Source organism: Prosthecobacter gellanilyticus (assembly GCF_007992435.1).
GTDB classification, from domain to species: Bacteria; Verrucomicrobiota; Verrucomicrobiia; order Verrucomicrobiales; family Verrucomicrobiaceae; genus Prosthecobacter; species Prosthecobacter gellanilyticus.
In genome coordinates, this window is sequence record NZ_BKAG01000036.1 from 47,321 (window position 1) to 68,008 (window position 20,688).

General features: G+C 58.1%; 22 protein-coding genes. 11 read left to right on the forward strand and 11 right to left on the reverse strand.

The window, feature by feature from the left end; genetic code table 11:
- Positions 1–19: 19 nt before the first annotated feature.
- The gene (locus BGE01nite_RS20375; protein ID WP_146853096.1) at positions 20–511 is read right to left on the reverse strand and encodes a GNAT family N-acetyltransferase; all 492 of its coding nucleotides are present in this window, start codon (positions 509–511) and stop codon (positions 20–22) included.
- A gap of 441 nt (positions 512–952) precedes the next feature.
- On the opposite strand from BGE01nite_RS20375, the gene BGE01nite_RS20380 reads away from it, so the two are divergent.
- From BGE01nite_RS20380 to BGE01nite_RS20395, 4 genes are all read left to right on the forward strand, one after another.
- Entirely contained in the window at positions 953–1,792 is an 840-nt protein-coding gene (locus BGE01nite_RS20380) for an alpha/beta hydrolase (protein ID WP_146853098.1), read from the forward strand.
- A gap of 90 nt (positions 1,793–1,882) precedes the next feature.
- Positions 1,883–2,350 carry a hypothetical protein gene (locus BGE01nite_RS20385; protein WP_146853100.1) on the forward strand — a complete coding sequence of 156 codons (468 nt, stop codon included), beginning with the start codon at positions 1,883–1,885 and terminating at the stop codon, positions 2,348–2,350.
- Between the two features lie 356 nt (positions 2,351–2,706).
- Positions 2,707–3,321, forward strand: coding sequence for a sigma-70 family RNA polymerase sigma factor (locus tag BGE01nite_RS20390; protein ID WP_146853102.1), 615 nt, complete (start codon positions 2,707–2,709; stop codon positions 3,319–3,321).
- 65 nt (positions 3,322–3,386) lie between these two features.
- On the forward strand, positions 3,387–3,908 hold the full coding sequence (locus BGE01nite_RS20395) for a hypothetical protein (RefSeq protein ID WP_146853104.1): 522 nt from the start codon (positions 3,387–3,389) through the stop codon (positions 3,906–3,908).
- 115 nt (positions 3,909–4,023) lie between these two features.
- On the opposite strand, the gene BGE01nite_RS29440 is transcribed toward BGE01nite_RS20395, so the two are convergent.
- Both BGE01nite_RS29440 and BGE01nite_RS20400 read right to left on the reverse strand, forming a co-directional pair.
- Positions 4,024–4,251, reverse strand: a complete 228-nt coding sequence (locus tag BGE01nite_RS29440) for a hypothetical protein (RefSeq protein WP_218033048.1) — start codon at positions 4,249–4,251, stop codon at positions 4,024–4,026.
- A gap of 76 nt (positions 4,252–4,327) precedes the next feature.
- The gene (locus tag BGE01nite_RS20400; protein ID WP_146853106.1) at positions 4,328–5,167 is read right to left on the reverse strand and encodes an NAD(P)-dependent oxidoreductase; all 840 of its coding nucleotides are present in this window, start codon (positions 5,165–5,167) and stop codon (positions 4,328–4,330) included.
- A gap of 169 nt (positions 5,168–5,336) precedes the next feature.
- Here BGE01nite_RS20400 and BGE01nite_RS20405 point away from each other — a divergent pair, with 169 nt between their 5' ends.
- Positions 5,337–6,317 (forward strand): AAA family ATPase, encoded by a 981-nt coding sequence (locus BGE01nite_RS20405; RefSeq protein WP_146853108.1) that lies wholly within the window; start codon positions 5,337–5,339, stop codon positions 6,315–6,317.
- Between the two features lie 3 nt (positions 6,318–6,320).
- On the opposite strand, the gene BGE01nite_RS20410 is transcribed toward BGE01nite_RS20405, so the two are convergent.
- Together BGE01nite_RS20410 and BGE01nite_RS20415 are read right to left on the reverse strand one after the other, a co-directional pair.
- Positions 6,321–7,064 (reverse strand): ATPase, encoded by a 744-nt coding sequence (locus BGE01nite_RS20410; RefSeq protein WP_146853110.1) that lies wholly within the window; start codon positions 7,062–7,064, stop codon positions 6,321–6,323.
- Between the two features lie 3 nt (positions 7,065–7,067).
- Complete coding sequence (locus tag BGE01nite_RS20415) at positions 7,068–7,295, reverse strand: hypothetical protein (RefSeq protein WP_146853112.1); 228 nt, start codon at positions 7,293–7,295, stop codon at positions 7,068–7,070.
- A 153-nt stretch (positions 7,296–7,448) separates the two neighbouring features.
- Here BGE01nite_RS20415 and BGE01nite_RS20420 point away from each other — a divergent pair, with 153 nt between their 5' ends.
- Genes BGE01nite_RS20420 through BGE01nite_RS20430 form a run of 3 tightly spaced genes read left to right on the forward strand, consistent with a single transcriptional unit; the run spans position 7,449 to position 8,758 of the window.
- Complete coding sequence (locus BGE01nite_RS20420; protein ID WP_218033049.1) at positions 7,449–7,919, forward strand: VOC family protein; 471 nt, start codon at positions 7,449–7,451, stop codon at positions 7,917–7,919.
- Positions 7,920–7,940: 21 nt separating this feature from the next.
- Positions 7,941–8,354: a DUF7079 family protein gene (locus BGE01nite_RS20425; RefSeq protein ID WP_146853114.1), complete on the forward strand. Its 414-nt coding sequence runs from the start codon at positions 7,941–7,943 to the stop codon at positions 8,352–8,354.
- A 26-nt stretch (positions 8,355–8,380) separates the two neighbouring features.
- The gene (locus BGE01nite_RS20430; protein ID WP_146853116.1) at positions 8,381–8,758 is read left to right on the forward strand and encodes a hypothetical protein; all 378 of its coding nucleotides are present in this window, start codon (positions 8,381–8,383) and stop codon (positions 8,756–8,758) included.
- Between the two features lie 36 nt (positions 8,759–8,794).
- Here BGE01nite_RS20430 and BGE01nite_RS20435 read toward each other — a convergent pair whose 3' ends face one another.
- The 5 genes from BGE01nite_RS20435 to BGE01nite_RS20455 form a co-directional block, all read right to left on the reverse strand.
- The gene (locus tag BGE01nite_RS20435) at positions 8,795–10,126 is read right to left on the reverse strand and encodes a GntT/GntP/DsdX family permease (RefSeq protein WP_146853118.1); all 1,332 of its coding nucleotides are present in this window, start codon (positions 10,124–10,126) and stop codon (positions 8,795–8,797) included.
- A 149-nt stretch (positions 10,127–10,275) separates the two neighbouring features.
- Complete coding sequence (locus tag BGE01nite_RS20440) at positions 10,276–12,489, reverse strand: RICIN domain-containing protein (protein ID WP_146853120.1); 2,214 nt, start codon at positions 12,487–12,489, stop codon at positions 10,276–10,278.
- A gap of 554 nt (positions 12,490–13,043) precedes the next feature.
- On the reverse strand, positions 13,044–13,589 hold the full coding sequence (locus tag BGE01nite_RS20445) for a transposase (RefSeq protein WP_218033050.1): 546 nt from the start codon (positions 13,587–13,589) through the stop codon (positions 13,044–13,046).
- Positions 13,590–13,998: 409 nt separating this feature from the next.
- Entirely contained in the window at positions 13,999–14,967 is a 969-nt protein-coding gene (locus BGE01nite_RS20450) for an alpha/beta hydrolase (RefSeq protein ID WP_146853124.1), read from the reverse strand.
- 89 nt (positions 14,968–15,056) lie between these two features.
- Positions 15,057–15,941, reverse strand: coding sequence for a sugar phosphate isomerase/epimerase family protein (locus BGE01nite_RS20455; protein WP_146853126.1), 885 nt, complete (start codon positions 15,939–15,941; stop codon positions 15,057–15,059).
- Between the two features lie 183 nt (positions 15,942–16,124).
- On the opposite strand from BGE01nite_RS20455, the gene BGE01nite_RS20460 reads away from it, so the two are divergent.
- A complete protein-coding gene (locus BGE01nite_RS20460; RefSeq protein WP_146853128.1) occupies positions 16,125–17,462 on the forward strand; it encodes a BPL-N domain-containing protein in 1,338 nt (445 codons plus the stop codon).
- Positions 17,463–17,579: 117 nt separating this feature from the next.
- Here the strand turns inward: BGE01nite_RS20460 and BGE01nite_RS20465 are convergent, their stop codons facing one another.
- Entirely contained in the window at positions 17,580–18,200 is a 621-nt protein-coding gene (locus BGE01nite_RS20465; protein ID WP_146853130.1) for a carbohydrate-binding family 9-like protein, read from the reverse strand.
- A gap of 84 nt (positions 18,201–18,284) precedes the next feature.
- Here BGE01nite_RS20465 and pgtP point away from each other — a divergent pair, with 84 nt between their 5' ends.
- Together pgtP and glpQ are read left to right on the forward strand one after the other, a co-directional pair.
- The gene (gene pgtP / locus BGE01nite_RS20470) at positions 18,285–19,631 is read left to right on the forward strand and encodes a phosphoglycerate transporter protein PgtP (protein ID WP_146853132.1); all 1,347 of its coding nucleotides are present in this window, start codon (positions 18,285–18,287) and stop codon (positions 19,629–19,631) included.
- The gene (gene glpQ / locus BGE01nite_RS20475) at positions 19,628–20,572 is read left to right on the forward strand and encodes a glycerophosphodiester phosphodiesterase (RefSeq protein ID WP_146853134.1); all 945 of its coding nucleotides are present in this window, start codon (positions 19,628–19,630) and stop codon (positions 20,570–20,572) included. The genes pgtP and glpQ overlap by 4 nt, the downstream gene beginning before the upstream one ends.
- Positions 20,573–20,688 lie beyond the last annotated feature (116 nt).

The following is a 20,688-nucleotide window of genomic DNA, read 5'->3' on the forward strand; positions in this document are numbered from 1 at the left end:
AAAGCAGGGGGCCCCGCCTTCATGCCAACGCCAGCTCATACCTGGACACGAAATACGGTCCTACCTGCCGGTCGCTGTGATGCTTGAAGCCGAAGCGCTCGTAGACTTCCCGGAGGCGGGTGCGGTCTGCTTCACAGTCTAGACGCAGGTAGCGCCTCCCCAGTTCGCGAGTGCGATCCGCTGCCCATTGCAGCAACTGCTTCGAGATACCGCCGCCCGCTGCTGCGCGGCTCACGGCCAGGCGATGGACATAGGCGGCCTCGCCTTCTTGCAGGTCGGGCCAGAAGAGCGGATCCTCGAGCTGGAACTTCACGGTGCCCACACAGACTCCGTCTTTCTCCGCCAGGTAAAACAAGCCATCCAGCACGTCTTGCTCGATGTTGTCCGGCAGCAATTCATCCGCCTTCCACATCGGCGTACCTTGCTGCTGCAACCACTCCGCTGCTTCACCGAGGATGGCAGAGACGACTTGGATGTCGTTGGAGTCGGCGGGGCGTATGTGGAGGGACATGGCGAGCCAAGGTGTTACGCGGGTGGCTGGCGAACGGGGATCAAAATGATTGCCACGATGGCCGTGATTTGAGATCATCGTGATCAAAGGTTATGCGACTCACTCGCCCAGCAGGCCGGTTTCCGAAAGCAGCCGGATTCTACAACTATGAAATGTCGTTCGTCGGCCTCCTCTTGGCAGGCCCGTCATTTATACTGATGCCGTTTTTGGTTCGCGCTGAATGGAAGGGATGGGCTGTCGGCGGACGGTGCCTTTTCATCTTGGGCTTGGTGCTGATGGTAGTGGACGAGCTTCAGTATCGACGATTGATGCGATTGCTTCGTGAACTTTCCAAAAAGTCATCCGATAAGGAGACGGGAGACTGAATGGAATGAGTTGCTTCGGTCGTGATTTATTTTGGCGATTGTCATTTGAAGGCCTGGATGACAAAAATCGCGTCTCATGATGCATCGTCTTCTTCTCCTGCTGTCGTTGACTCTCGCCATCCGTTTTGATGTGGCGGCTGCTCCCTTGCCTGAGGGCGTGGTGATGACCCCGGTGCAGGAGCGCATCCAGCACTATGATTTCCCGAGCAAGGCGCTGCAAAAGAAAATGGCCTTCAATGTGGTGTATCCGGTGGGGTATGAGGAGACGGGAAAGCCCTGGCCGGTGCTGTTCTTCCTGCATGGCCTGGGTCGCAATGAGAAGACGCTAATCGAAGATCCGCCGAGCCGCGAGCATCTGCTGGCGCAGCCCTATGTGATCGTGCTGCCGAAGGGGGAAAACGGCTGGTACTTTGATTCGCCGTTCAATCCTCAGCGCCAATACGCGACCTATCTGGATGAGGTCATCGCTCTCGCTGGCAAGGTGGTGCACATCAGTACGGAACGTTCTCAACGAGCGATTGGGGGATGGTCCGCTGGCGGCTTTGGATCCACCTGGGCTTGTTTGAGACATCCCGAGTCCTTCTCCACTCTGGCCACCATCATCGCGGTGGTGGACTTTCCGGCGCAGGAAGCGCACTTCCCGCGCACGCCCGAAACGTTTGGCACTGATCCCGCCCGCTGGCCTGAGTTCAATCCAATGAACCGTGCCGAGGAATTGCGTGGCTTGAACATCCTTTTGGTTATCGGTGAAAAGGCCACGGATGCTGTGATGAATGACCGGCTTTCCGCGAAGCTCAAGGTCGCTGACATCTCGCACGAAACCCTTCGCTTGCCCGGAGGTCACACTTTCCCGGTGGTACAGGGCGGCGTGGGGCCGGTGTGTGAGTTTGTGAAGAAGCATCTGGCTCCGAGATAGATCGGTGGCAGATGCAGTGACTTTTTCCGCAGACAAGGGAGGGTGCAGAGATTCACACCGCTACGACAAGAACCATTTTAGTTTCCGTCCATGATGGCTGATCCAAATACGGGCCGTATCATTCTCCCAGCAACAAGTGCCGTCATCTCATCGGCACTGTCGCGTGGGCGCTTTCTTGAAGATGGTTCCTTTTCAGGCTCTTCAGTGCTGGTCCGTAATGAGCCTTGGTGCAGCTTCAAACTGCCCAGCATTCCACAACGGGACACTGAACTCATTATCACGCTACAGTTTCACGGTGAGCGATTGGATTCACTCCGTCTTTTCCACGATGCCGCTCGCTTCGGCACTTCCTGGGATGACTGGTCTGAGGAGCGCGAGTTGGCCCGAAAGGCCTATCATGAACGCTGGCTTGCTGAGATGCTACGACTACCCGTCGGCAAATATCTCTGGGGAGAGGTTTTGTCCGTCTATGATGTGAAGAGTGGTTCGAGTTCTATCATCGTTCGTTATGTCAAATCCGACGCTGCTCCATGCCGCGTTGGGTCAAGTGCCTCCTGAGTCTCCGCCCACCCCTGATCGTCTTCCGTCAAGCTGGCTGCTGCGCCCTGGCAGACGGCCCAAATGCCAAGAATGCGCCCAGAAGATCGGTTAATCAGTGGGTGTGACCTTCGGAACATGCCTTGACCCTATGACTTTTCTTATGGCCTGATGAGCCTCATGGCCATGCTCCTGAGGAGTTAAGTTTGAACGCCAGATGGGTGTGCGCCCGGGTCTTCACCCCATTTTCCACCGTTTGGGGGGTCGTTTTGATGATCCCATGCGTTTCTTTAGATGAAGAATAACTTGTTTCTGTTTCGTGACAATGATTTGCTGTTATGACAACCCCTGTCTTTACACCGCCCATACATTCCGTGATGGAAACTGCCACCGAGCCCGAATCCCCTCCCAACAGCAGCGCTGCTGAAGACCGGATTCTTGTGGAAAGGGCGCAGGCGGGTGACACGCGTGCGTTTGACGACCTAGTGCGCAAATACACGCCGAAGCTCTACGGCTTGGTCTATAATATGACCTCAAACCGGGATGACACGGCGGACCTGCTGCAGGAGGTCTTTGCCAAGGCCTACCGCTCTCTGAAGCGCTTCATGGGCAAATCATCGTTCTACACCTGGATCTACTCGATCGCGGTGAACATGACGCTGAACTTCCTGAAGAAGCGTGGCCGGTATACGAAGGTCAGCCTGGATGACGTGGACAACGGCATTCAGAACGATCCGGACTTCATCAAGATCACCACGGCCAACCGGGACACGGTCCGGGAGGTGAATATTCACGAATTGCAAAAAAGGTTGAACGACGCGTTGCAGAGGCTGTCGGAGGACCACCGCACAGTTGTCACGCTGTATGATGTCCAGGGCCTTCAGCATAATGAAATTGCCAAGATCCTGGGTGTCTCAGAAGGCACCGTGCGCTCCAGGCTTTTCTATGCACACCGTTTGCTGCAGAGTTACTTGGAGGATTTGGTCAAATAATTGCTACGTCTATCAAAGCCAATCTGTTTACAACCCCCCGTAACCCTATCATTAACAATCGACCCATGAGCGAATTCGAAAATTTGCAGAGAATCATTCGACTGAAGCGCTATGAGACCCCCGGGGAGGACTTTGTGGAAGATTTTCTCGCCAGCTTTCACCAGCGTCAGCGGGCTGAGCTTCTGCGCCAGTCGGCACGTGGCCTCCTCTGGGAGCGCATGACGACCTTCTGGGATAATCTGGTTTCGCCAAAGTGGACGGCCGCTACCGTCACCGCCTGTGTGGCTGTGGTTGCCGCCTGGGGAACTGTCAAAGTCTCTGGTCCTGGACTGGCTTCCTCATCTCATGAGATGATCGCTGCCGCTGAGCCGATGCCAGCCGCTCTCGCCGCCCAGCCTTCGCTGGCCGTGGAGAGCGAGCTGATCCGCGAAGTGGAACATGATCGTCAGCTGGAGATCGAGGGCATCCTGCTCAGCCGCCACTTTGAAGGCGATGACGTGGTTCCGTCACCCCACAATGTGGATGTCGTCAGCGTCTCCGGCGCTGCGATGCCCGTCTCGGTGGAATTGCTGCCGCTCAATCGCTAATCCATTCAGCCTGTTGGTTCCGGAGAAATCCGGGTCGACAAGCCTTTTACAAAACACCCGCGCGGATTTCGTGCGGGTGTTTTGCGTCATGGGGGGACCTCGTGCTTGTTTGTGATCAAACTGATCCGCCGTCGGCAAAGATAACGATGTGGTTTCGGCGTCTATCGGCATCAACTTCCTGCTGCCATCTTTGCATATTAAGCTCCGCCAGAGTCTGGTCGAGCTCAGCAATCTGGTGCGGAGCGTATTGCCGATCTTCAGGGATGGGCGTGTCACAGTAACCACAGGCTTTAAGATGCCTGTCGTAAAGAGCGCGGTGGCAGCGTGGGCAGGTGTGGTTCATGGCGGTGAGGGGCTGAGGTTAAACGATGGGGGCTGAAAAAGGATCGAGCCGCCTCCGCCGGGAGGATGTGGGCTGTCTACCCCAGCTTACCGATCACGGAGAAGTCCAGATCACCGAATCCCTGACTCACTCCGGCGCGCATGGCTTCGGCGGTGCAGTCCAGAGCGGGGGTCTTTGTGCCTGAACCGGCGGCCAGGATGCGGGCGAAGTCGGCATCCTTGAGCATGTTGATCAGGGAGAAATGGGCCTCGAAGTCACCGCTCATGATGGCAGGCAGCTTCATGCCGATGAGTGTGCTGTAGTTGGCATTGGACTCGAGCGCGGTCTTCAGGGCTTCCAAGGGCACGCCTTCGCCTTGGGTGATGGCGGCGGCCTCGGCCAGCGCCTTCACAGTCACGCCGGTGACGAGGTTGGTCACGATCTTCAGCACCATGGCATCGCCAATGGCACCGAGGTGGACGATTTTGGCGGAGCTGGCCTCCAGCACGGGACGCACCTGCTCCAGCACCTCCGTGGAACCGCCGATGTAGTAGCAGAGCTTGCCATTCTGCGCGGCCATCTTGCTGCCGGTGAAGGGGGCATCCAGAAACGCGGCTTCCTTGCTGGCGCAGAGGCGGGCGGCCTCCAGGGTGGCTTCCTTGCTCACGGTGGCGTGGTTCATGACCACGTGGGTGGACTTCAAAGAGGACTGCATGGCGCGGATGGCCTCCAGCAGCGCGGCATCATCCCGGACGAAAAGCTGGATCACCTGCGTGGCCTGGGCCACCTCGAGAGCGCTGGGGAGCGCGCCTTCCACATCACGGCCGGTTTTGCTCCAGACGGAGACTTCATAGCCCGCCTTGCGCAGGTTTTCAGCCACGCGGCTGCCGATGATGCCAAGACCGAGGAGACCGACGCGGGGTAGGGGAGTGCTCATGGGGGAGGAAGACGCGGAGAAAGGGTGAGGGGAGACGCGGAGAGCCGGAAACTGAGAACCGAAAACAGCGGTGCGTGGATGTTCAGCCAGATGCAGCAACCCGCAAGCTTCCCGTGCTTTCCTTTGCACGAGCACGAGAGCCGCCTATGACTCGCCAGCGCACATCCCCATGTCCACCTTCCGCCCCCTCTTCGGTCAGCTTAAAACGGAACTGCAAAAGGCCATCGTGGGCTATGACCAGCTCCTCACGGACGTGCTCGTCGCTGTCTTCGCAGGAGGTCACGTGCTGCTCGAAGGCGTGCCCGGACTCGGCAAGACTTTCCTTGTGCGGACGCTTTCCCAGGTCATCGGCCTCGAGCCAGGTCGCGTGCAGTGCACGCCGGACCTCATGCCGGCAGACATTTTGGGCACGCACATCGTGAACGAAAACGAGCATGGCCGCCGCGTGATGTTCTTTGAGAAAGGCCCCGTCTTTAAAAATCTGCTGCTGGTGGATGAGATCAACCGTGCCACTCCGAAGACCCAGGCCGCGCTGCTGGAGGTGATGCAGGAGCGCGCTGTGACCACTGGTGGCGAGCGCCACATCCTGCCAGATCCCTTCTTCGTGCTGGCCACGCAGAACCCCATGGAGATGGAAGGCACCTACCCGCTGCCCGAGGCCCAGCTGGACCGCTTCATGTTCAAGATCCGTGTGCCCTTCCCGGATCTGGATTCTTTGGTCGAGATCAGCCGCCGCACCACAGGCTTCACCGAGCCGAAGCTCTCCAGCATCATCAGTGGTGCGGACCTGACCCGCATGCAAAAGGAGCTCGCCGAGCTGCCTGTGGCGGATCCTGTGGCCCACTACGCCAGCCGTCTGGTACTGGCGACTCATCCCGAGCAACCCGGCGCCCTGCCTGAAGTGCAGCGCTTTGTCTCTTACGGCAGCAGCCCCCGTGGTCTGCAGAGTCTCATCCGTGGTGCCCGTGTACTCGCCGCCGTGAATGGTGCGACCGCCGTCAGCACGGATGACATCCGCGCCATCGCCCACGTCGCCCTGCGTCACCGCATCATCCTGAACTTTGAAGGCGAAGCCCAGAACGTGAAGATTGATGACGTGATCACCAAGCTCCTCGATCAGGTGAAGACGCCGGCGCAGCAGGCGGGGTGAGTTTCAGAGCGATGGTCTGATCTTGTCCCAAACGGCATTTTGGAACCATAGCGGCATGGGGTCGCACTTGAGTTCAAGATTACGTCCATCCGTGATTTCCGCTACCCAAAGGCGTCCGTCGCCGTTTTGAGAGTTGTCGAACAAGTAAGTGCGGTTGGTGTGTTTCACCGCTGCCAGCAGGAGATCCAGCGATCGAGCGTAGCGACTCACGATCTTTTCTTCAGGCACATCATGTCCACCCAGGCTTACCCGAGTCTTAACGCGTGCCACGTTGATGGCAGGGTCTTCAGTGGCGATGTAGTAGAGATAGGTGCGGTAGCCCAGGGCTTGCGCCTTTTCGAGCAGCTCCACTTTGTCTGGAGATGACATTACAGTCTCGAAAGAGAAAGAGACCCGTTTCTCCAGCAGTTTCTGCCGCAAAAAATCCGCTGCTACGGATGCGAAGTAGGCATTCACTTCCACTCCTTCAAAGTGCAGTTTTCCGTCATCGAACCACAGATGGGATGACTGCTTCACCAACTGGGCTCTTCGTAGCAGCGTGGACTCCTGAAAAAAGGTGAGGATCTCCTCCCTCGTCGTGTTCACCTCATAACGGTCTAACTTTAAGTATCCAAGTTCTGTGATTTCCTTTTGGATGTCATCAGGATTTAGATAGACCCCTAGCAGCCCTGGCGGCAGCACACCCTTGATGGTGCTTTTGCCAGAGCCGTTGGGGCCGGCAAACATGCGCAGGCGCGGCACGCTCATGGTTCAGGGGATTTTCACACGCGTTCCAACTGGCACACTCAGAGGTTTGGCCAGCGGCTTGACCAGTTTCATCGTGCCATCTGCCAGGGCCTCATAGATGCCGCATTCACCACTGACGAGGACAGCCTGACCTGTGGCCAGCGCCTGCCAGTAAGCCACATTCACAGCAGCGGCGGAAAGGCTGGGAATCTGCTGCTCCAGGTAATCGAGCGTTTGTTCAGAGTCGGGCATGAGAAAAGAATAAGGCAGAGATGGCTTCTGGGCAACCCCCAGACCTGGGGTATCTAGTCTTGGACTCCCACGTTTTGTCTCGCCTGCTGGATGGCCAGAGATTACCTGAAGTCACTCCTCGTACACAAGACTCCAATCCTGTCACGCACCGCTATGTCCACCTCATCCAATCCCACGAAGAAGCCTGCGCTCAAGCGAATGGACAACATCCTCATCGTGGTGGAGGACCTGGAGGCGGTGAAGGCCTTTTTTCTCGCGGTGGGGCTTGAGGTGGAGGGCGAAACAACGGTCGAGGGACTTTCGGTGGACCGCCTTATCGGTCTTCAAGGTGTTAGAGCTACTTTGGTGCTGATGCGCACTCCGGATGGATATTCACGGATCGAGCTGGACAAGTTTCACACGCCGGAGCCGATCAAGATGGAGCCCGCGAAAGCGCCGGTGAATGCACTCGGGATCCGCCGCCTCATGTTTGCGGTGGAAGGCATTGACGAGATTGTTGCGCGTCTGCTGGCCCAAGGTGCTGAGCTCGTCGGTGAGGTGGTACAGTATGAGAACGCCTGTCGGCTCGCCTATGTTCGCGGGCCTGAAGGCATCATTGTTGGGCTTGCTGAGGAGCTCGGGTGACACGACTCTGACTCCATTCCCATGCTTGATGAATCGCAGATCCAAAGGCGCAGGCGGGTGTGGATCGCCCTCTCTGAGCTTTGGCTGGATACTGAACTGGCGAATGAGGATCTGGAGCGCATTGCCAAGGTCATGGCTGAGTCGAAGCTCAGCATTGAAGAGTTACGGCAGGTCTATCTTGTGGAGGTGGCACCGGTGGTCTCGCTTAATTTGCTCAGCGTTGCCGGTGCGTGGGCTGGCTTTGACGAGGAATGGTTGTGTTCGCAGATCATTCGCAATCTGCGTGACAGGCCTCGCCGAACGCGATTTTGGGCGGGGTTTCCCCTCACGCGCCGGCTGATGGTCTATGCGACTGAGAGGCACTGGACGAAGCTGGTCGAGCTTGTGCTGAGATTCAGAGATGACAACCTTGCCGCCCAGATGGGGGAGATTTAGCGTTCAGGAGAAACCATCCCATCACCATGGACCCAAAATCCGAGCGTCTGGTCAAGAAGATCGAAAAGGCAGGAATACGCGCCTCCATCAAAGAAGGGCATCCGCTCACGGAGGCCGAACTGCGAGACATCAAGGTCCAGGTTCTGCCGAGTCCGCTGCGCATCATCTTCGGTGTCCTCGGAGGCATCGCAGGCCTTCTCAGCTTCAGCAGCTTCATGCAGGATGCTGACGGCCAGGGCTTCATCTGGGCATCCGTGTCATTGATGCTGCTGCTCTTCGGGATCTTTGGAGTGCGGAGAACCTTGTCGAGGATCCTGGATACTATGGATGCGGTGGATGCCGCTGAGATTCTAGGTCATGCCATTGAAGGCATTGCCTCGGCCGTTGGATCGCTCTTTGACTGAGCCTCACGCATGAACTGGGGCGATGCAGTGTGTGGTTTAAAACACACTGTCCAGCCCCCACGCCACCAGGAGTCCCGTCACGCCCACCAGGGTTTCCGTGACTGTCCAGGTGCGCAGCGTCTGGGCCACGGACATGCCGAGCGTCTCCTTCACGATCCAGAAGCCTGCATCATTGAGATGCGAAAGGAACAGTGATCCGCAACCAATCCCCACCACGACGAGTTCGGGATTCACATCGGGATTGCCCAGCACCACGGGTGCCACCAGACCGCTCGCGGTCGTGATCGCCACTGTGGCGGAGCCTGTGGCCACGCGCACCAGAGCTGCACAGAGCCAGCCAAAGATCATCGGAGGAAGATGAGCAGACGTGGCCATGGCACCGATGGCCGTCGCAGCACCGCTTGCTTCCAGCACACCTTTAAAACCACCACCACCACCGACCACCAGCAGCGTCATGCCCACGGCACCGATGGCCTTTTCACCCATCTTCAGCGCCTCACTGCGTGAGAAGCGGAATACGATGCCCGCGAAGATCACCGAGATGCCCAGCGCCAGGGTCGGATTGCCAATCACTGAGGCGACCTTGCGCACCGTGTGGGTTTTGTCCTCATACAGCAGTTCGGCCACGGTCTGAGTCAGTAGCAAAAGAATCGGCACCAGCAGCACCGCCACCGTCACGCCCAGTGAAGGCTTCGGACGGGCTGCAATTTCAGGATCCACCGGCGGTGGTTCAGGAGCTTCGACCTTCACATGACGAATGGCCCAATGGGCAAAGATAGGTCCTGACACAGCTGCCACGGGCACTGCGGCCAGCAGCCCCCAAAGGATGACCTTGCCCAGATCCGCATGCAGCGCCTGCAGCGCGACCACGGGGCCGGGATGCGGAGGCATGACCCCATGCATGATGGAAAGCACGGCCAGCAGTGGGATCGCCAGCTTCAGGAAAGGCTCCTTCGTCTCGCGAGCCAGCGTCAGCAGGATCGGCACCAGCATCACCAGGCCCACCGCAAACCAGGTGGTCAGACCGATCAGCAATCCGAGCACCATCAGGCACCAGTGCACACGCTTCGGACCAAAGAGGCCAATGAGCGCCTTCGCCAGCACATCTGCACCACCGGAGGCGGCGAGCAAGCCGCCGAGGATCGTTCCGAGTCCCAGGATGCCGGCGATGCCGCCCAGCGTGCCGCCCATGCCTTTTTCAAAGGCGGTCATCATCGCCATCGGGTCCATGCCTGAGCCCAGGCCCATGACCATGGCAGCGAGAAGGAGAGCCAGGAAGGCATTCATCCGCACCCAGGCAATGAGCACGACGAGCACCGCCACGGAGGCGACGGAAAGGAGAAGCAGGTTGGTTTGTTCGGGAGTCACGAGAAAAGAGAAAACGCAGAAACAAACGGACGGGTCAAGCGCGCCTCATCTTGCAGCCTGTTTTTTCGCGGCTCCCGTCGTACCACCCCATTCCAATGGGCTGGACGGAGTCCAAGGGATCAGGCAACCACAACTGTCCGTTTAACCCATCACAGCTTGTTCGGAACCACCTTCGTCCAAGGACTCCAGGCCCCCATCGCATGCTGCTGGATCTTCCGCTTCCAGATCTTGTTCCCGCAGAAGGCATACAGTGTGTCCTTGTCCTTTCCGCCGATGGCCACGCCCGTCACCCGGCCGCGATCCGGCACGGTCAAGATGACCTGCGTCGGACCATCATCTGCGCAGATCTGAATCCCGCTCTTCGTCGCGATGAACTGCCGCCCCTCGATCGAGTAGCAAAGGCTCTCCGGACCTGCATCGTCATCCCAGTCCTGCACATGCAGGTGGAAGAAACGCTCGCCGTTGATGAGATGCCCCGACTCATTGATCTGATAGCTGTAGGCCCACTTTGAATGACCTTCAGCCACCGACAGCAGCCATTGATCGGGACGATACGCCATGCCGGTGGCGAAGCGGATGCCACTGGCAACTAACTCAGGTGGACCAGCCTTCATCATCCAGATCGTTCCAGGCTTGCTGCCGAGCAGAAATTGCAGTTTGCCTGTAGGTGGTGTCTGCGTGTTGCTGGTAAGATAGAGCGTGTTGTTTGGCATCGCGAGGATCGAGTGACCTTTGAAGCCTTCATACACCAAGGTTCCTTTGCCTTGCGCATTATAGCGCATCACCTTGTCAGACTTCTCAGACACCGTGTAAACAGAGCCGTCGGCACCCACGCTCACGCAGTGCGCATTGCCCGTCATCTCTGCAAACAAGCTGACCTTCTCATCGACTCCGATGCGATGGATCTTGTCCGCCGTCGTGTCCGCAAAGAACACCTCGCCCGCCGCATTGGTTGAAGGTCCGCGGGTGCTTTTAAACCCTTCGGCCGCGAGCTTCCAGTCTTCGCCTGGAATCAAAATCTCCTGCGCTCTTGGAGCACTCGGACCCGCCTTCACACGTTCCGGCCAGCCTTTCCAAAGGTAGGCCATCGCCTCGCGCCAGTTCTCCGCATAGCCTGCAACATGTTTCCCCTCGATGGTGCGGAACTGGTAGTCATAGCCGGAGAATTTCAGCGCCTTGTCCATCTCCTGATCCTCGAGATACCAGTCACCGGCCGCGTTCTCCATGTCATGCGTGGCTGTGGTCAGGTAGGAGCGGATTGGCCGCGCTTCAAACTTTCGCACCATCGTGGAAAACTCATGTCCGTCACGAAAGGCCACCCAGCTTCCGCTCGCCGCATACACACGGCTGAAGGCTTCTGGCCGGTGCCATGCTGCCGTGAAAGCCGCGATGCCTCCGCTGCTGCCGCCGGAGATGCAGCGGTCATTGCCATCCGTGCTCAGGTTGAGCTTGTAGGTCTTCGCCACAAACGGCAGCACCTTCTCATCAAAGAAGCGCACGTTGTTGTCATCGATGGCATCATATTCGAAGTCACGATTGCGGCGGTCCGCCGTGCCTTTCATGGGTGCTGGAAGACTGCCAGGCCTAACAAACACACCGACCGTCACCGGCATCTCCTTCGTGGCGATCATCGTCTCCAGTAGCGTTTTTTCGCGTGGATTGTAACCATCCGTCTTCACATACACGCACGCTGGTTTGCTGGCCTCATACTGGGCCGGGATGAACACGGTCACTTCGCGGACCGTGCCTGGAAATACCTTGCTCTGTGTGAACTGGAAGGTCTCAATCCGCCCTTCCTTGATGTCCTCCGGCTTGATCTCTGGCGCTGTGTAGGTCGGTTGCGCCGCCTCCTTGGCCTCTGCGATCCCGCTGCCCGCCAGTGGCTTGATGATCCACTGCAGATGCTGGTCGCCCGCCTTGTTCTGCCAAAGGTCCACACGTGCCCCAGGCTCACGCTTGCCGCCAAAATGGTCCAGCCCCATCCCCTGCGCATGCTTTGGCACCAGCGAGTAATTGCCATTCTCCAGCTTCGTGATCGACCAGAGCTGCGCATCCGTGCGGTTCTCCTTCTCGATGCTCACCTTCGATCCATTCTTCGTCTCCCCATTCGCCACCGTGAGAGTCAGCGTCGGCATCGAAGCCGGCATGATCCAGTAAGTGCCATCTCCCTTCGGATCAAAGATCCACTTCTGGCTAGGTGCACCATTCGGCTTCTGCACCGAAACGACATCCCCCTCCTTCGTGCCTCCTGTTACCTCCAGCACCAGTTCCGGCGCACTTGCCGAGACAATCTGATACATGCCCCAGTCATCAGCGAGGGCGGTGGTGACAACAAAGGAAAGAGCGCAAAAGAAGGGTTTCATGTTGGTGATGCACTATGAACGCAGCAGACGCCCAAAGTAGTGCAGAGCTTTAGCTCGCACCCGCGTGGAAGTTCAAACGGACATCCGAACCGGTCATGGACTCAAAAGTCCTGTGTTGTTCGGGGCGATCACGCGCTGAAGCGCATGACTACTTTGTCCCCAGCGCGAAGCGCCAGCAAAGTAGTGCAGAGCTTTAGCTCGCACCCGCGTGGAAGTTCAAACGGACATCCGAACCGGCCCTGGACTCAGAAGTCCTTTGTTGTTCGAGGTGATCACGCGCTAAAGCGCATGACTACTTTGTCCTCGGCGCGAAGCGCCAGCAAAGTAGTGCAGAGCTTTAGCTCGCACTCGCGTGGAAGTTCAAACGGCATTCCGAACTGGCTCTGAAATCGAAAGTCCTTTGTTGTTCGAGGTGATCACGCGCTAAAGCGCATGACTACTTTGTCCTCGGCGCGAAGCGCGGCAGCAAAGTAGTGCAGAGCTTTAGCTCGCACCAACCCGGCAGGCCACAAGTCTCTTTTCTGCCAAACTACCGCGAAGTTGGCGCCCACGTCCTAAAGCGCATGTGCGCGCACCGTAACCTCACTGCCACGACCTACAACATACCCCGTCCTCAGTCTAGCCTTCCCAGGATTGTCAGCAACGTAACGACGAAAGTGCTCTAGCTGAGCCTCGCTACGGACGATGTGATCAAACGGCTCGCGTTGCCAAAGTGATCCCTTGCGTCCCATGCGCTGGTTGATGTCTCGAGAACTGCCGCCTTTCCAATGTCGCATCACTTCCCCCAGAGTCATCTTTTCAGCAGGTTCAACAAGTGCATGAATATGATTGGGCATCACGCACCACGCATCGAGTTGATAAGCCTTCCCATGCCCGGCCAGAAGCCTCGCGATGACAAGGTCAGCGTTGGCTTTCTGGGCTAGGACGCACCCACCATGTCCCGCGTCCAGGAACTCGTGAAACTTGGCGGTGAACTTACGATGATATTCTTGCCGGTCCTCAACGGTCAGCAGGTTCAGATCACCACCATTGGAAACGCCGTGAACATGAAGCCAGGCGTTTCTTTTCTGCTGCCATTCAGCCTGCAACTTGGCTGGCACAGAATCAGCCAGACGTGTGGTGATAAAGTATGTTGTGCCCCATTGCCTCCAGTGTGGGAGACGCTCCCTATGGACATGCGTCTCCGCATCCGGATCGTAAGGTTGGAATGGCACAACAGATTTTAAAAAGGAAGCGCGAAGCGCGCAAGCAAAGTAGTGCAGAGCTTTAGCTCGCACGAACCCGGCAAACCAGATGACCTTCCGAACTCATCTAGGATTCAAAAGTCCCGCATTCTTCCGGGTGGTCACGCGCTAAAGCGCATGACTACTTTGTCCGCGGCGCGAAGCGCCAGCAAAGTAGTGCCGAGCTTCAGCTCGCACGAACCCGGCAAACCAGATGACCTTCCGAACTCATCTAGGATTCAAAAGTCCCGCATTCTTCCGGCTGGTCACGCGCTGAAGCGCATGACTACTTCGCCTTCGGCGGCTCCACGGCCAGCTCAGCCTCTGGCACCAGCTCGATCTTCACCTCCGAGCCTTTGAGATACTTGTCGAAGAAGTTCGCCATGAGCTGGATCACCGAAGGCTTGCCAAAGGCAGCACCGCCGTGGCCAGAGCCAGGAAGCTTCTGCAGCCACACGGGCACGCCTTTCTCTTTCAGCGCGGCTTCGAACTGCACGCTCTGCGCATACGGCACCAGCGCATCATGCGTGCCGTGCAGAATGAGGAAGGGCGGCGTGTCGGCGCTCACGTAGTGGATCGGACTCACGGCATCGGCCTTGGCTTTGTCATCCAGCTTCGCGCCGATCAGGCCTGAGTAGGGATCCTTCGGCGTGTTGAACTCAAAGATATTCTTCACGTTTCTGTCGTCCGACGCCTGCTGCACCACGGTGCTGAAATCTGCCGGACCAAAGATGTCGCACACGCACTGTACCTTGTCGGATTGTTCTTCATTTCCGCCGATGGGTACGAAAGCTTTTTTACCTCCGGAAGTCCCAACGAGAGCCGAGAGATGGCCGCCTGCTGAACCACCGACCACACCCACCTTGTCGACATCAAAGTTATACTTCTTGCTGTTCGCGCGCAGCCAGCGGATCGCCGCCTGGCAGTCCTGGATCTGCGCCGGGAAGATCGCCTTCTGGCTGAAGCGATACTCGATGCTCGCCACCGCATACCCCTTGGTCACCATGCCGGACACACCGCAGGGAAACTTGCTGCCCCCGCGCCAACCACCGCCATGAATATGCACAATGAGCGGCAGCGGCTTCTCCGAGGTCTTCTCCGGCAGGTAGAGGTCCAGCTTCTGCGCTTCGTCCCCGTCCGGGATGTAGGAGACATCGCGCTCCATCTTGATGCCAGCCGGCGGCGTGTAGTCTTTCGGCACCTCGGCAAAGGCGATGGATGCCAGTAGAAGGAGAGGAAGAAGCAGAGCTTTCATAGGATTGGGATGGGTGGTGTCCGGCTTAAACGGGCTTGAGGGATAAAAGTTCTCAGTGAGCGCCCTGCAATCTCAGACGGGCCTTTGGTTCAGCCCCAATGCTGGGCGATCTTCCGCTTCAGGAAGTCCACGCTGCGAGCGAGCTGGTCCATGCCATCGACACCATCTTCGATGCTGATCCAGTTGTTAAAGCCCTTGCTCTTCAGCTCGGAGAAGATGGCGTCGTAATCATTCAGACCTTTGCCGATTTCACCGTGACGCAGACGTTTGGCGTAACCTTGCGCGCCGCCTTCTTCCTTGCGCAGATCCTCGATCGTGCCCTCGGCCAGATAGCGGTCGCTCGCATGCATGGTCACCACGCGATGCGAGACCCGCTTCAACAACTCGATCGGATCTTCACCCGCGAGGTAGGTGTTGGAGGGATCATAGTTCACGCCGAAGTTCGGGTGGTCGATCGCATTCACCAGTTTGCAGAACACGTCCGTCTTTTGCGCAAATTCGGGATAGTCCCAGAAGTCGTCCTTGTAGTGGTTTTCGATGATCAGCGTGATGCCGCGCTCCTGCGCATAAGGCAGGCATGCCTGGATGGAATCCGCCGCGAGTTTCACGCCTTCATCAATGCTCAGTTCGGGTCTGCGCTGCCCGCTCAGCACTCGGCAATAAGAACCGCCGAGTGTGTGCGTCATGTCGATCCAGTGCTTCTGCTTGGCGATCTCCTTGTCACGAAAGGCCGCATCTGGATGAGTGAAATCCGGCGAGCAGCACATCATTGGGATCACCTTGCCGGTGTCCTCCACTTCCTTCCGAAAGCGCGGCCAGTTTTTTTCATCGGCCATCTCCAGGAAACCCGCATACCATTCCAGGCCCTGCACATCGAGCTTCGAGGCGAGCTGGATCCATTCGGAGACGGTCATCGTACCGTCTTTGCAGAGGGCGACCATGAAGGCTTTGGGGAAGGCGGCGAGCTTGGGCATGCGGAGGCAGGTTGGGGTGGGGAAACGGTGCGCAAAGACTAACGGACCCTGCCGCGCTTTTGCACGACAAAGTATGTGTGAAATGCGCCAGACAGCTTGCTGTACTCGAATGGGTTCAAACTCCGCTAATGATCTGCGGCGGACGACCGTTCTCTTCTCATCCGCCACCTGCCACCTATCCCCATGACGAAACATCTGCTCCTCTGCCTCCTCGTCAGCGCCTCCGCCCTTCAGGCTCAACCCCTGCACATACCGGTGATCGATGGGGATTGGTCTCCTTTGGCATCGCAGGAGACTGCGCGGGATCTGGTGGAGAAGACGGACCACCGCTGGCCTTTCGAAGCGGACAAGAAGTCAAAAGCCCGCGAGCCATTCGTCATCAAGATCGGCGCGGCGCAGCATGTCTACTACAGTGCGGACAAGCCACTGACCTCCACCGTCAAAGGCAAGTCTACCACCCGTTACGTCGGTGCCGTGTATGCGCGGACTTCCTTCGATGGCAAAGTCTGGACCAAGCCCGCGACCGTTGCCTGGGGTGGCCATGCGGGGGAGGATGTGGACAGCGCCGGACATCCCTGCGTGGTCGAGGTGAAGCCCGGCCTCTATTACCTCTTCCGCACACAGACCGGCGAGGGCAAGGCCACCACCAGCGTCTATTCCAGCCATGACCCTCTCGACTTTGGCCTCTTCGGAAACTACGCCGATGCCCAGCACTACGTGACAGCACTGCCTGCGGTGATCGAGCAGGTCGTGCACCAGGGCGATGAATGGTTCGCGGTGCGTGGAGACAAGGTCGCCAGGCTCCGCTGGAATGATCCTTCACTCCCGGCCCGTCCTACCAAACGTCCATCCGGCATCAACATCCGCGTCGCACTTTATGACGACGCCGGCAGCGCGGGCCAGGGCATTCCGAAGGTGACCGAGCAACTCGGCAAGTGCCCTGACATCGAGGTCACCAAACTGAATCGCGATGGCATTCGCGCAGGTCTGGATGGCTATGATGTCGTCATCTTCACCGGCGGCACCAGCGGCCGTCAGGCCAATACCATCGGCCTTGTGGGACGTGAGCAGGTTCGCCGCTTTGTCGAGGCTGGCGGCGGCTACGTCGGCATCTGCGCGGGTGCTTATCTGGCCTGTGATGGTTTCTCCTGGGGCATCAAGGTGCTGGATGCCAAGACGCCTTCACCGAAATGGGAGCGCGGCATTGCCGAACTAAAAATAGAATCAAACGACGAAGGCCAGAAGCTGCTCGGTCTGCCGAAGGACACACTGGTGAAGTATCACAACGGCCCGTTGCTTGTGCCTGCGAATAATGCGGCCATTCCTGACTTCGAGCCGCTCACCTACTTCCGCACCGAAGTCGCGAAGAATGGCTCGCCTGAAGGTATCATGGTGAACTCACCCGCTGTCGTGCAGGGCCAGTTTGGTGCTGGTCGCGTGATTGCCTGCAGTCCGCATCCCGAGCAGACCACGGGCCTGGACAACTGGATCGAACACGCCGTGCGGTCGGTGGCAAAGTAGTGCTGAGCTTTAGCTCGCACCCGCGCAGCAGCCCGGGTGATGTGCGGGATGATAGCGAGTGAAGAAGGTCTTTCGGCCTTCCACGTTCTCACGCGCTGAAGCGCATGAGTACCTTCCTCAGTCCTCTGCCAGCTCCAGCACGCCGAAAGAGGATGGCACATGGAAGTCTGGCTTCTCGGTCTGTGGATTGATCCAGGGCATCCAGCCGGCGTGAATGGTGCCGTCTGGCTGATGGCGATACTCCGCACGATAGAGCCCCGCAAAGATCTCGCGGCCATGCAGCACGCCGAGCTTGCCCAGCGTGGCCATGGGGACACGGCCGGCGACCCAGTATTGGTTCTTTTGGATGCTGCCATGGACCTCCAGACCATCACAGGTCCAGTCCCAGTCCATCTTGCGGTGAAAGCGTGCTGAGTAAGCCAGCGCATCACCGCGCGGTGTCATCTCCAGGCAGTAGTAGGGCTTGAGATCCATGTCCGTGGTGAAGAAGATCTCCACACGGTCAGAGTTCACGGCGCGCTCTTTGACGCTCGGGCCATCTGCTAGCACCAAGTCGTCATCCTGGCAGTCGAAGCGGAAATAGAAGTGCCGGTCATCGTGGAGTGCGCGGAACTCGGTCTTCGGGGCCAGACGATGCTCCCAGACAAACTCAAAGTCCTTCAGCACCTCCGCCTTGGACCAGTCCAGAGTATCGGTGGACGTCGCTACAGCGGTTTTTTGCACAAGATAACGCTTCATGGACGAGTTCTGCCACGAACCAGGGCAGGGGACAACAAGACTCTCGTTGACGATCTCACCGCCTTTCTGACAGCATGACGCTTTATGTTCGCCTTCCTCAAACCCGCGCCGCAGGCAGCCCGTCTGCCGGTGGATCAGATTGATCCCGTTTATCGCCGGCTGCGCTTCCAGGTGTTTCTGGGCATCTTCATCGGCTATGCGGCCTACTACCTGGTGAGGAAGAACTTCTCGCTGGCGATTCCCGACATCCTCAAAGACTACCCGCAGTATTCGAAGGCGCAGCTCGGCACCGCGATGACCGGCCTCAGCATCGCCTACGGCTTCTCGAAGTTTCTCATGGGCAGTGTCTCAGACCGCAGCAATCCACGCTACTTCTTGCCTCTCGGTCTGCTGCTTTCTTGTGGGGTGCTCTTTGCCTTTGGTTTCGTGCGTGAGATCTACCTTTCACTTACGCTCATGATCGTGCTGCAGACCTTGAATGGTTGGTTCAATGGCATGGGCTGGGCTCCGTGCGGCAAGACGGTCGTGCATTGGTTCAGCACGAAAGAGCGTGGTCGTGCACTCTCCATCTGGAATGTGGCGCATAATATCGGCGGAGCCATGGTGGCTACGATCGCGCTCTGGGGCGTGTGGATCTTCCACGACTGGGGTGCGAAGTTCTACTTCAATGCAGGTGTCGCATCAGTCATTGCGATCATCGCCTTCATCTTGATTCGCGATACTCCGCAGAGCTGTGGCCTGCCGCCTGTTGAGGAATACAAGCAAGACTATCCGCCGAACTACAGTGCGGAGCACGAGCGCACTTTCAGCTTCAAGGAGATCTTCTTTGAGCACGTCTTCACCAACAAGCTGCTCTGGGCCATCGCCACGGCGAATGCCTTTGTTTATTTCGTGCGCTATGGCGTGGTGGACTGGATCCCCACCTACCTGCAGACCGCGAAAAACTTCTCCTTCCAGCAGTCCAGCATCGCCTGGGCCTGCTTTGAATGGGCTGCCGTGCCTGGCACCATCCTATGCGGCTGGATGTCGGACAAGGTCTTCAAGTCCCGACGCGCTCCGGCGACCATTCTGTTCATGATACCCACCTTGTTAGGCCTGATTGTGTATGGCATGAATCGCAATGGCCCCTTGTGGATTGATATCACCGCCCTCATCGTCATTGGCTTCTTCATCTATGGTCCGGTCATGCTTATCGGCCTGCAGGCGCTTGACATGGTGCCGAAGAAAGCCGCGGGCACCGCCGCAGGCTTCACCGGCTTTTTTGGTTATGTCTTTGGCAGCGCCTTTGCCGGCACGGGTGTGGGCTGGATCGCAGATCACTGGGGCTGGGGCGGTGTCATCACCACCATGTGCGTCTGCTGCGTGCTCACCATCGTCTTCAGCGCCCTCACGCTCGGTCATCGGGCGGAAAGCTCCTCCTCCCTCTCATGAAATCCCTGCTTCTCCTTCATCTCGTTGCCTTGACTGCCATGGCCCAGGAAACCTCACCTCTCATCATCGCCCATCGCGGCGCCAGCGGGTATCTGCCGGAGCATACCCTGGAAGCCAAGGCGATGGCCCATGCCCAGGGCGCTCACTATCTTGAGCAGGACCTCGTCCTAACCAAAGATGATATACCCGTGGTCCTGCATGACATCTACATCGATACCGTCACCGATGTGGCTGAGAAGTTTCCCGCTCGTCATCGTGACAACGGCCGCTACTATGCGCTCGACTTCACCCTCGCTGAATTGAAGACCTTGAATGCCACGGAACGCTTCGATGTGAAGACCGGCAAGCAGGTCTATCCGAATCGTTTCCCGAAAGGGCAGGGGACCTTCCGCATTCCGACCTTGGAGGAGGAGCTGCAACTCATCCAGGGCCTCAATCGCAGTACTGGACGCGAGGCTGGGATCTACCCGGAGATCAAAGAGCCTCTCTGGCATCAAAAAGAAGGTCACGACATCAGCCGCATCGTCCTGCCCATCCTGCATAAGTATGGTTACAAGACCAAATCTGACCGCTGCTTCGTGCAGTGCTTCGAGCTTGAGGAGGTCGAGCGCCTGCGCGGCGAGCTCGGCTGGCAGGGCCGCCTGATCTACCTCACGAGCAAGGCCCTCACGCCTGAAACCCTGGCCCAGGTCGCCAAGGTCGCGGATGGTATTGGCCCGGACATCAAGCTCGTCATCGCCCCGGACCGGAGCCTCACCCCCCTGGTCAAGGATGCCCACGCCCTTGGCCTCAAAGTCCACCCCTACACCCTCCGGGTGGATGCTCTGCCCAAATTTGCCACTTCGGCGGATGATTTGCTCACGCTCCTCCTGGGAAAAGCCGGTGTGGACGGACTTTTTAGCGATTTTCCGGACGTCGCACTGAACTGGCCCGCCCGTTGAGGTGTCAGAAGCTGGGATTTTGGCCTGCCGTCTGCGGGAGGTGAATTTCTCGCCCCCCTCGTCATCCAGGGTTGCCACCCCTCCCCGGACTGGCTTAACTGACCCTCCCCCCGTTC

Excerpts from the sequence above, each read along its gene's own strand:
- BGE01nite_RS20400 (WP_146853106.1), bottom strand. The coding sequence starts at position 5,167 with ATGAGCACTCCCCTACCCCGCGTCGGTCTCCTCGGTCTTGGCATCATC.
- pgtP (WP_146853132.1), top strand. The coding sequence starts at position 18,285 with ATGTTCGCCTTCCTCAAACCCGCGCCGCAGGCAGCCCGTCTGCCGGTG.
- BGE01nite_RS20395 (WP_146853104.1), top strand. The coding sequence starts at position 3,387 with ATGAGCGAATTCGAAAATTTGCAGAGAATCATTCGACTGAAGCGCTAT.
- BGE01nite_RS20410 (WP_146853110.1), bottom strand. The coding sequence starts at position 7,064 with ATGAGCGTGCCGCGCCTGCGCATGTTTGCCGGCCCCAACGGCTCTGGC.
- BGE01nite_RS20465 (WP_146853130.1), bottom strand. The coding sequence starts at position 18,200 with ATGAAGCGTTATCTTGTGCAAAAAACCGCTGTAGCGACGTCCACCGAT.
- BGE01nite_RS20375 (WP_146853096.1), bottom strand. The coding sequence starts at position 511 with ATGTCCCTCCACATACGCCCCGCCGACTCCAACGACATCCAAGTCGTC.
- glpQ (WP_146853134.1), top strand. The coding sequence starts at position 19,628 with ATGAAATCCCTGCTTCTCCTTCATCTCGTTGCCTTGACTGCCATGGCC.
- BGE01nite_RS20425 (WP_146853114.1), top strand. The coding sequence starts at position 7,941 with ATGCTTGATGAATCGCAGATCCAAAGGCGCAGGCGGGTGTGGATCGCC.
- BGE01nite_RS20385 (WP_146853100.1), top strand. The coding sequence starts at position 1,883 with ATGATGGCTGATCCAAATACGGGCCGTATCATTCTCCCAGCAACAAGT.
- BGE01nite_RS20450 (WP_146853124.1), bottom strand. The coding sequence starts at position 14,967 with ATGAAAGCTCTGCTTCTTCCTCTCCTTCTACTGGCATCCATCGCCTTT.
- BGE01nite_RS20440 (WP_146853120.1), bottom strand. The coding sequence starts at position 12,489 with ATGAAACCCTTCTTTTGCGCTCTTTCCTTTGTTGTCACCACCGCCCTC.
- BGE01nite_RS20460 (WP_146853128.1), top strand. The coding sequence starts at position 16,125 with ATGACGAAACATCTGCTCCTCTGCCTCCTCGTCAGCGCCTCCGCCCTT.
- BGE01nite_RS20430 (WP_146853116.1), top strand. The coding sequence starts at position 8,381 with ATGGACCCAAAATCCGAGCGTCTGGTCAAGAAGATCGAAAAGGCAGGA.
- BGE01nite_RS20390 (WP_146853102.1), top strand. The coding sequence starts at position 2,707 with ATGGAAACTGCCACCGAGCCCGAATCCCCTCCCAACAGCAGCGCTGCT.
- BGE01nite_RS29440 (WP_218033048.1), bottom strand. The coding sequence starts at position 4,251 with ATGAACCACACCTGCCCACGCTGCCACCGCGCTCTTTACGACAGGCAT.
- BGE01nite_RS20405 (WP_146853108.1), top strand. The coding sequence starts at position 5,337 with ATGTCCACCTTCCGCCCCCTCTTCGGTCAGCTTAAAACGGAACTGCAA.
- BGE01nite_RS20415 (WP_146853112.1), bottom strand. The coding sequence starts at position 7,295 with ATGCCCGACTCTGAACAAACGCTCGATTACCTGGAGCAGCAGATTCCC.
- BGE01nite_RS20380 (WP_146853098.1), top strand. The coding sequence starts at position 953 with ATGATGCATCGTCTTCTTCTCCTGCTGTCGTTGACTCTCGCCATCCGT.
- BGE01nite_RS20455 (WP_146853126.1), bottom strand. The coding sequence starts at position 15,941 with ATGCCCAAGCTCGCCGCCTTCCCCAAAGCCTTCATGGTCGCCCTCTGC.
- BGE01nite_RS20420 (WP_218033049.1), top strand. The coding sequence starts at position 7,449 with ATGTCCACCTCATCCAATCCCACGAAGAAGCCTGCGCTCAAGCGAATG.